Origin of the sequence: Microbispora sp. ATCC PTA-5024 (genome assembly GCF_000511135.2) — a bacterium.
Taxonomy (GTDB): domain Bacteria; phylum Actinomycetota; class Actinomycetes; order Streptosporangiales; family Streptosporangiaceae; genus Microbispora; species Microbispora corallina.
Window position 1 is genome coordinate 48,718 of sequence record NZ_KI866528.1, and the last position, 8,881, is coordinate 57,598.

Annotated in this window: 9 protein-coding genes; 3 read left to right on the forward strand and 6 right to left on the reverse strand. The window is 73.0% G+C overall.

Annotation, left to right across the window (positions count from 1 at the left end; genetic code table 11):
* Positions 1-26 precede the first annotated feature (26 nt).
* Positions 27-2,579 carry a magnesium-translocating P-type ATPase gene (gene mgtA / locus MPTA5024_RS37180; RefSeq protein WP_198167645.1) on the forward strand — a complete coding sequence of 851 codons (2,553 nt, stop codon included), beginning with the start codon at positions 27-29 and terminating at the stop codon, positions 2,577-2,579.
* Here mgtA and MPTA5024_RS37185 read toward each other — a convergent pair.
* From MPTA5024_RS37185 to MPTA5024_RS37210, 6 genes are all read right to left on the reverse strand, one after another.
* Positions 2,539-2,982 (reverse strand): ester cyclase, encoded by a 444-nt coding sequence (locus MPTA5024_RS37185; RefSeq protein WP_198167646.1) that lies wholly within the window; start codon positions 2,980-2,982, stop codon positions 2,539-2,541. The two genes, mgtA and MPTA5024_RS37185, sit on opposite strands and share 41 nt — an antisense overlap.
* 256 nt (positions 2,983-3,238) lie before the next feature.
* Positions 3,239-3,469 carry a hypothetical protein gene (locus tag MPTA5024_RS37190; protein ID WP_036333118.1) on the reverse strand — a complete coding sequence of 77 codons (231 nt, stop codon included), beginning with the start codon at positions 3,467-3,469 and terminating at the stop codon, positions 3,239-3,241.
* Between the two features lie 276 nt (positions 3,470-3,745).
* Entirely contained in the window at positions 3,746-4,666 is a 921-nt protein-coding gene (gene sigJ / locus MPTA5024_RS37195; protein ID WP_036333120.1) for an RNA polymerase sigma factor SigJ, read from the reverse strand.
* Between the two features lie 60 nt (positions 4,667-4,726).
* The gene (locus MPTA5024_RS37200) at positions 4,727-5,611 is read right to left on the reverse strand and encodes an SDR family NAD(P)-dependent oxidoreductase (RefSeq protein ID WP_036333122.1); all 885 of its coding nucleotides are present in this window, start codon (positions 5,609-5,611) and stop codon (positions 4,727-4,729) included.
* On the reverse strand, positions 5,608-5,940 hold the full coding sequence (locus MPTA5024_RS37205) for a YybH family protein (RefSeq protein WP_036333124.1): 333 nt from the start codon (positions 5,938-5,940) through the stop codon (positions 5,608-5,610). Before MPTA5024_RS37205 ends, MPTA5024_RS37200 begins: the two co-directional genes overlap by 4 nt.
* Positions 5,941-6,143: 203 nt before the next feature.
* Positions 6,144-6,620, reverse strand: coding sequence for an RrF2 family transcriptional regulator (locus MPTA5024_RS37210; protein ID WP_036333639.1), 477 nt, complete (start codon positions 6,618-6,620; stop codon positions 6,144-6,146).
* Between the two features lie 100 nt (positions 6,621-6,720).
* On the opposite strand from MPTA5024_RS37210, the gene MPTA5024_RS37215 reads away from it, so the two are divergent.
* Positions 6,721-7,458, forward strand: a complete 738-nt coding sequence (locus MPTA5024_RS37215; protein WP_036333125.1) for an SDR family oxidoreductase — start codon at positions 6,721-6,723, stop codon at positions 7,456-7,458.
* 378 nt (positions 7,459-7,836) lie between these two features.
* The gene (locus tag MPTA5024_RS37220) at positions 7,837-8,739 is read left to right on the forward strand and encodes an RNA polymerase sigma-70 factor (protein ID WP_036333127.1); all 903 of its coding nucleotides are present in this window, start codon (positions 7,837-7,839) and stop codon (positions 8,737-8,739) included.
* Positions 8,740-8,881 lie beyond the last annotated feature (142 nt).

The window sequence follows — 8,881 nt, forward strand, 5'->3', positions numbered from 1 at the left end:
CCGTGACACCGGCCAAGACGCCGGCCATGACGGGGCTCACCGACGAGCAGGCCGCGGCGGTCCGGGCCGAGGCCGGCCCCAACGCGGTGCGCAGCCACCGGGCGCGCCCGGTCGCCGTGCTGCTCCGGCAGCTCCGCAGCCCGCTGCTGATGCTGCTGCTGGTCGCGGCCACCGTGTCGTTCTTCGTCGGGGAGCGGACCGACGCGGTGGTGATCGGCGTGATCGTCGCCCTGAGCGTCGGGCTGGGCTTCGCCAACGAGTACCGCGCCGAGCGGGCGGTGGAGGCGCTGCACGAGCACCTGCGCAGCCGGGCGCGCGTGCTGCGCGGCGGCGCACTGGTCGAGCGCGACGTCACCGAGCTGGTCCCGGGCGACGTGGTCGAGCTGAGGCTGGGCGCCGTCGTCCCCGCCGACGTGGAGCTGGCCGAGGCCCGCGACCTCGAATGCGACGAGTCGGTGCTGACCGGGGAGTCGCTGCCGGTACGCAGGAAGGCGGGCGACACGGCGCTGATGGGCACGGTCGTCACGGCGGGAACCGGCACGGGGACCGTGTCCGGGACCGGGGCCCGTACGGCCTTCGGCGCGATCGCCGCCGGCCTCGGCGAACGGCACGCGGAGACGGCCTTCCAGATCGGGCTGCGCCGGTTCTCCGGACTGCTGGTGTCGGTCGCCGCGGCGCTGACGGCCGGGGTGTTCGCCACGAACCTGGTCATGGGCCGTCCTCTGCTCGACGCCATGCTGTTCTCGCTCGCCATCGCGGTCGGCGTCACCCCGCAACTGCTGCCCGCCGTCGTCACCACCGGCCTCGCCACCGGATCCCGCCGCCTCACCCGGCGGAAGGTGCTCGTGAAACGCCTGGTCGCCATCGAGGACCTCGGGGACGTCGAGGTGCTGTTCACCGACAAGACCGGCACGCTGACCCAGGCAGGGATCGCCCTGCGCCAGGCCGTCCGCCCCGACGGGACCCCCGACCCCGGGGACCCCCGCGGCCCGTTCCGCCTCGGGGTGCTGTGCGCGGACCCGCCCGGCTCCGGGGCGCTCGACGACGCCCTCCACGACGCCCTCGACCGCACCCTGAACGCAGGCCCGCGCGGTGCGGGCGCGGCCATGGGGGAGTGGAGGCCGGAGAGCTGGCGGCGGCTCGACGCCAAGCCGTTCGACCACGGGCGGCGCATGGCGTCGGTGCTGGTCGAGGACCCCGCGGGTGAGTCGCTGACCATCGTCAAGGGCGCCCCGGAAGCGGTGCTGGCCCGCTGCAGGGAGGTGCCGGAGGAGTCGAGGGCCCTCGCCGAGCGGCTGTTCGCCGAGGGCGCCCGCCTCGTCGCGGTCGCGACGCGTCCGGGGGCCCGCGAACTGGTGGAGTCCGACCTCGACCTGGCCGGGTTCCTGGTGTTCAGCGACCCGCCCAAACCCGGAGTGGGGGAGGCGCTCCGGCGCCTGGCCGCGCTCGGGATCACCGTGAAGATCCTCACCGGCGACCACCCCGCCGTCGCGACCGGCCTGTGCGGGAAGATCGGCCTGCCCGTCGCCGGGGTGCTGACCGGCGAGGAGGTCGAGCGGCTGGACGACGCCGCCCTGACGGACGCCCTGCCGGCGACCACGGTGTTCGCGCGGGTGAGCCCCGAGCAGAAGGCCAGGATCGTGGGCGTCCAGCGAAACGGCGGCCTCGACGTCGCCTACCTGGGCGACGGCGTCAACGACGCGCTCGCCCTGCACCGCGCGGACGTCGGCATCTCCGTCGACACCGGGGCCGACGTCGCCAGGGACGCTGCCGACGTCGTCCTGCTGGAGAAGGACCTGGGCGTGCTCGCCGACGGCATCGTGGAAGGCCGCCGGATCTTCGCCAACACCGTCAAGTACCTCCTCATGGGGACGGCCAGCAACGTCGGCAACATGTTCTCCGCCGCGGCCGCCTCGGCGGTGCTGCCCTTCCTGCCGATGCTGCCGAGCCAGGTCCTGCTCAACAACCTGCTGTACGACGCCGGCCAGCTCGCCATCCCGGCCGACGCCGTCGACCCCGAGCAGATCGCCCGGCCCGCGCGCTTCGACCTCGGGCTCATCCGCCGTTTCATGCTGGTGTTCGGGCCGCTCAGCTCGATGTTCGACCTCGCCATGTTCGCGCTGCTCCTGCGGGCCTTCCACGCCGCGCCGCCGCTGTTTCGCGCGTCCTGGTTCGTGGAGTCCCTCGCCACCCAGACCCTGGTGATCTTCATCGTCAGGACGCGGCGCACGCCGTTCTGGCGAAGCCGCCCGGCCACGGCCCTCGTGATCGCCGTGGGGGCCGTGGTGGCGGCCGGAGTCGCCCTGCCGTACACGCCGTTCGCGTCCGAGCTGGGGCTCGCGCCCGTCCCGCCGGCGATCCTCGCCGTGATCGCCGTCGTCCTGGTCGTCTACCTGGCGCTCGTGGAGGTCGCCAAGCGGCGCTTCCGCACGGCGCCCGCCCCTCGCGTCCGCCGCCAGCCGCCGCACCGCCGTGTGCACCGCCGCGCCACCCCGTTCAGCCGCGGCCTGCCCGTCCGGCCGGCCGGGGTGAGGGCCGTCAGGCGACGGGCTCCGGCAGGCAGAGGCCGAGCTGGCTGAGCAGCTCGAGCTGATCGTAATAGTCCCGGTCGCTGACGATCAGCCCGTTCTCGATGGTGCACAGCCCGGCGGCGCGAACCGCGATGCGGTTCCCGGTGGCCTCCAGCGCCGACCCGCCGGGCAGCAGGAACGGCCCGAGATGTGTGCCGGTCATGACGTACTCGGAGACGGCCGAGACGGCCGGATCACAGACGGGGACCTTGCACCAGGGGGTGAGACGCAGATCGGGAAAGGCCTGGAGCAGATGCTCGAAGTACCATCCGATCTGTTCGTGCCCCTCGGCCGTGCCCACCGGTCCGACGTAGACGGCGTCCCGGGCGAAGCATCGCTTGACTGCTTCGAGATCGTGATCGTTCAGAGCGCCGATCACGCGATCTTTCACTTCTCGAGCGGTGACCATCATCTTCGCTCCCCCGACGCGCGTATCACTGGCTCATACGACACCACGGTAACGCGGCGCCCCCCCGCCCGGCCCACACCCGCCTGCGGCGAAGGCCGGACACGCGAAGCGGCGGCCTCGCCCCTCCATGCGAAGGGGCGAGGCCGCCGGGGTTCTCCAGGAGCACCGTGCGCGGCTCGTCCCGCCGTTCCCCTCGCCGGCGAGGGCCGGCGAGGAGGATGCTCAGCGAGCGGTCCGAGCGGCGAATCGGGCCGGTTTCTTAGAAGACCGAGTCGTCGAAGTCCGGACAGGCGTTTCCGGCGACGAAAAGGTTCCAGGTGATGTCGTCCCAGTCGGAGCAGTTGTCCCCGAAGGAGTTGAAGCCGCCGACCCCACCCCATTCCGTGGGAGCGGTGGTCGCGGCGGCCGCGGTGGCGGTCGCGGCGAGGGCGCCACCGGCGAGCGCGGTGCTGACGGCGAGTCCGGCGATGACCTTCGTGAGCTTGGGCATTAGGTGTCCCCTCTAGAGGATCAAGTGCCTGATTAGCGAAGAATGTCGCTCGATGACCGTTAAGCGGCCATCGCCCGCGATCCAATAATTACCGGATCGAATGAGCGATAAACGGCGATCTACGCTGTTTGATGCCTTATTGTTCATGTAAGAGCACCGGTATGCCATTTATGACTGATATATCCCTGAATGTCCGATTTTCTGAGCGTCCAGGGGTCGTACGGGGGCGAGCGTCGGCGCGTGGAGGGCGGTGCCGGACTCCGCCGGTGGACGCACCTAGAAGGACGACTCCGACGTCCACGGCCGGAGCTTCTCCGGGTTGCGTACCGCCCAGATGTGCGTGATCCGGTCGCCTGCGACCTCGAACGCCGCCACCGTCACGGTGACGCCGTCCTGCTGGGCGACCAGGCCGGGCTGCCCGTTGACCGTACGCTCCAGGATCGTCAGGCCGGGTGCCCTGCCGGCGATGGCGAGGATGTGGCGGGCGACCTGCTCGGCGCCTTCGATGGGACGGAGCACGGCGCTGACGAGGCCGCCGCCGTCGCCCGTCGCCGTGGCGTCGGGGTCGAGGAGGCCGATGAGGGTCTCGATGTCCATGGCCTCCCACGCCTGCTTGAAGTCCCGCACGACCCCCGCCCGCCGGGCCGGCGAGGTCGCGGAAGCCTGCGACGGGCCCAGGCGGCGGCGGGCCGAGGACGCGAGCTGACGGCAGGCCGCCGGCGTACGGCCGACGATCTCGGCCACCTCGGCGAAGGAGTAGCGGAAGACGTCGTGCAGGACGAACGCGACACGTTCGGCCGGGGTCATCGAGTCGAGCACGACCAGGAAGGCCATGGTGACCGACTCGTCGAGGGTGACCCGGTCGGCCGGGTCGGCGCCGCCGCCCGCCGGCCCGGTGGCCCACTCCGCGGGGTCGGGCAGCGGCTCGGGGATCCATTCGCCCACGTACCTCTCGCGCCGGGCCCGCGCCGAGCCGAGCAGGTCGAGGCAGATGCGACTGGCGACCGTGGTCAGCCAGGCGCCGGGGGAGCCGATGCCGTCCCGCTGTGGTCCGGACATGGCGTACCAGCGGGCGTACGTCTCCTGGACCACGTCCTCCGCGTCGGCCAGGGAGCCGAGGAGGCGGTACGCGAGGTTGATCAGCCCGCGCCGCTCGCTCATGATCGCGCTCAGGCTCGGATCGGGCTCGTCGGTCATCGTGCCGCCTTCCTCGTCGCGTCAGCCGTCACGGGATCGACGAGACTACGGCCCGGAATGTCAGGCCGGCGCGTCGCCTCCGGCTCTCGGCTCCGGGAAGTCCGCGCCGCGGGCGACGGCCTCCTGCGCCCGGAGCTCGGCGAGCACGGCCTCCAGGTGGGCGGTCACCGCGTCGTACCCCGCTCCTCCCAGCACGATCCGCCTGGGCGGGTCGTCCCGGCCGACGGCCGCGACCACGGCACGCGCCCCGCGCACGGGGTCACCGGCCTGCCTGCCGTCCTGGCCGATCATGGCGGCGCGTACGGACTCCAGCATGGGGCGGTAGTCCGGTATGTCCTCCTCGATGGGCTCGCCGGCGAAGCCGGCGTAGGCCCGCGTACGGAACGCGCCCGGCTCCACCGTGAGCACCTTGATGCCCAGCGGGGCCACCTCCCGGCGCAGCACCTCCGTCAGTCCCTCGACGGCGTACTTCGCCGCCGTGTAGAAGCCGAAGCCGGCCGTGCCGACGAGGCCGGCGACCGAGGACATGGTGACGATCCAGCCGCGGCGGCGCGACCGCATGCCCGGCAGCACGGCTCGGGTCACGGCCAGGACCGAGAAGAAGTTCAGCTCGAACATCCTGCGGACGGCCTCTTCGTCCATGCCCTCGACCGAGCCGTACCATCCGCGGCCCGCGTTGTTGACCAGGACGTCGATGCCGCCGAAGCGACCCTCCGCCTCGGCCACGGCCCGCCGGACCTGCTCGCCGTCGGTGACGTCCAGAGGGAGGACGAGCACCCTGTCGCCGTGGGGCGCCGCCCATTCGCGCAGCTCGCCGGGGCGGCGCGCGGTGAGCGCGACGCGGTCGCCGGCGGCCAGCGCGGCGTCCGCGTAGGCCATGCCGAAACCGCCGGGGGTTCCCCCGGTGACGAACCAGGTCCTCGCCGGCGTTCCCGCCGCGGTCACGGCGTGATCCTCAGCCGGCTGACGCGGTCTCCCGCCACGGTGAAGCGCCACGTCAGCTCCGCCGAGCCGCCGGGGAAGTCGCCCGTCAGGCGTCCGGTGACCAGGACGTCGCCGGCGTCGAGGACCTCGGCGCCGAGCACCTCGGTCGTGTACCGGTAGCGGGACGCCGGGCCCTCCTGCCAGGCCCGGATCTCCGCGGTGCCGCGCCGGGTCTCACCTTCGTCGACGACGACGGCGTCGCCGGTGAACAGCCCGACGATGGCGTCGATGTCGCGGCGTGCGTCCGCCTCGAAGTACCTGTCCACCACAGCGGGAACGGTCGCGCTCATGAGCTCTCCTCTCGTTACGCTATAGGTAACAATATAGCGCTATACGAAGCGCTATAGCGATAGCGACCGCGTGCGGTCGCGCGACCGGAGTGGCGGGGAGTGCGGCCGGAGTGGCGGGGAGTGCGGCCGGCACGGCGGGGGGAAGGGGCCGGAACGGAGGGGGAGTGCGGGCCGCAACGGCGTCGCGCGGCCGGGTGCGGCTGTTACGGGAGGTCGTTCCCGAGCCAGGTGCCGACGGTCTTCAAGGTGCCCGCGCCGCTGTCGATCTCGACCTGTCCGGCGAGGTCGGCGATGGTCACGGAGCTCAGCGCGGCCCGCCGGGCCGACTCGGCCGCGGCCATCGCGCGGGCGATCGCGCAGGGCGTGGCGCAGCGCTCGGGCGGCGCCGCCAGGGGGCCGCGCTGGCGGATCTCCGTGCAGACGAAGGCCGGGTCGGGTCCGTCGATGGCCTCGACGACGTCGAGCAGGGTGATGGCCGCCGGGGAGCGGGTCAGCACGTAGCCGCCCGACTTCCCCTGAACCGACTGGACGAGGCCGGCTCGCGCGAGCGCCTGGAGCTGCTTGGCCAGGTAGGTCGGCGACACATCGTGCAGCTCCGCCAGCCGGGCGGCCGGCACCGGCTCCGCGACGGACGTGAGTACGACGCAGCAGTGGAGCGCCCACTCCACCCCCGCAGACATCTTCACCCTGCCACCCTATCGGCCCCCCGATCTCGGACAATTCTTGTCCGGGTATAGTCGGCGGCGAACACCTCGTTCGAACCTGTGTGGGAGGCTCATCATGAAGATCGCAGTTTTCGGCGGAACCGGCCTGATCGGCTCGCAGGTCGTCGCGAACCTCACGGCGGCCGGTCACGAGGCCGTGCCCCACTCCCGGTCCACGGGCGTGGACGTCATCACCGGCGCCGGCGTGGACGACGCCGTGGCGGGCGCGGACGTCGTCGTCAACCTCACCAATTCCCCGACGTTCGACGACGCCTCGCCCGCGTTCTTCCAGACCTCGATGGACAACCTCGTCGCCGCGAGCACGAAGGCGGGCGTCGGGCACTTCGTCATCCTCTCCATCGTCGGCGTCGACCAGGTGCCCGGCCTCGTCTACTACCGCGCGAAGGTCCTCCAGGAGGACGTGCTGCGGGCCGGCGAGGTCCCGTTCTCGATCGTGCGCGCCACCCAGTTCATGGAGTTCGTCGACGCGATCATGTCCTGGACCGGCGACGAGAAGACGGTGCGCCTGCCGCGCACGCCGATCCAGCCGATCGCCGCCGCGGACGTCGCCGCCGCGGTCTCGGAGGTCGCCGTGGGCGCACCCCTGAACGGCGTCCGCGACGTCGCCGGTCCCGAGGTCTTCACCCTCGACGAGCTCGGCAGGATCACGCTCGCGGCCAAGGGCGACAGCCGGGTCGTCGTCGCCGACGACGTGGCGGGCATGTTCGCCGCGGTCTCGGGCGACGCCATCATCGCCCCCGCCGGCGCCGTGACGGCCCCCACCCGGTACGCCGACTGGCTCGCGCGCGCCTGACCCCCGGAGGCCGGCGGTCCCCCGGCATCGTCCGGGTCGTCCATCCCCTGCCGGGCCGCGGGGTTACGGTGGTGGGAACGCCGCCACCGGACCTGGGCGCGACGCCGGGGGTACGCACCCGTCCCGGGCATCCTGCCGCTCGCAGGGCGCCTCGCCGCCGCGAGGCCGGCCGGGCCCGTGGAGCTCGCCGCCCGCCCGGTGGCGATGATCCGTGTTCATCGCGGGCACCACGCGATCACGTGGCCGGCGCCGTCCCGCGTACACCGGAGGAACTGGCGCGCTCCCGGCCCGCGGGCCCGTCCCGTACTCGCTCCGGCCGCGGACGGGTGCGGGCGGAACGCGGGGGCCGAGCCGTGGAACGGACGAGGCAGGGGGGCGATGGCGGTGGCGGACGCCGGGTCGAGCGGTCCGGGCGGGATCGACCGGGCCGCGGAGGTCTTCATGAATGTCCGGCCGCGCCTGTTCGGGATCGCGTACCGGATGCTGGGCAGCGCCACCGAAGCCGAGGACCTGGTGCAGGAGGTGTGGCTGCGCTGGCAGGGCTGCGACCGCGCCGCGGTGGACAACCCCGCCGCGTTCCTCGCGACGGTGACGACGCGGCTGGCCATCAACGCCGCCCAGTCCGCACGCGTCCGCCGCGAGACGTACGTCGGCCCGTGGCTGCCGGAGCCGGTCGACACCAGCGCGGACCCGCACCTCGGCGCCGAGCGCGGCGAGGCGCTGGAGCTCGCCGTCCTGCTGCTCCTGGAGCGGCTGTCGCCCACCGAACGGGCGGCGTACGTGCTGCGGGAGGCGTTCGACTACCCCTACCGGCAGATCGCCGACATCGTCGGGCTCCGCGAGGCGGCGGTGCGCCAGCTGGTCAGCAGGGCCCGCCGGCACGTGCGGGCCGAGCGCCGGGCGCCCGTGACGAAGGCCGAGCAGCGCAGGCTGCTGACGGCCTTCGTCGCCGCCGCCCGGGCCGGCGACCTGGCCACGCTGGAGGAGATCTTCGCCGCGGACGTGGTCAGCTACTCCGACGGCGGCGGCGCGGTGCGCGCCTCGCGCATCCCCGTGGTGGGCGCGTCGCGGGTGGCCAAGTATGTCAGGGCGTTCGCCAGCCGTTTCTGGACCGGCGTCGACGTGACGTGGGCGAGCACGAACGGCCAGACCTCCGCGCTGCTGAGCCGGGACGGGCAGGTGTTCGCGGTCGTCACCGTCCACGTCTCCGAGCAGGGCGTCGACCAGGTGCTGTGGATGATGAACCCCGCCAAGATCACCGCGGTTCGGGCCGTGACCTGACAGGTACTCTCCCCGACGCTGTCACAGGCCGCGGGGCTGTCCTGTCCTAGCTGGTGACCGCATGACAGCGGCTCCCCCCGAAGCGGCGGCCGGCGCGGAGATCGCGCCGGCCCGGCGGACCGGCCCTGCCCGGCACCGCGCC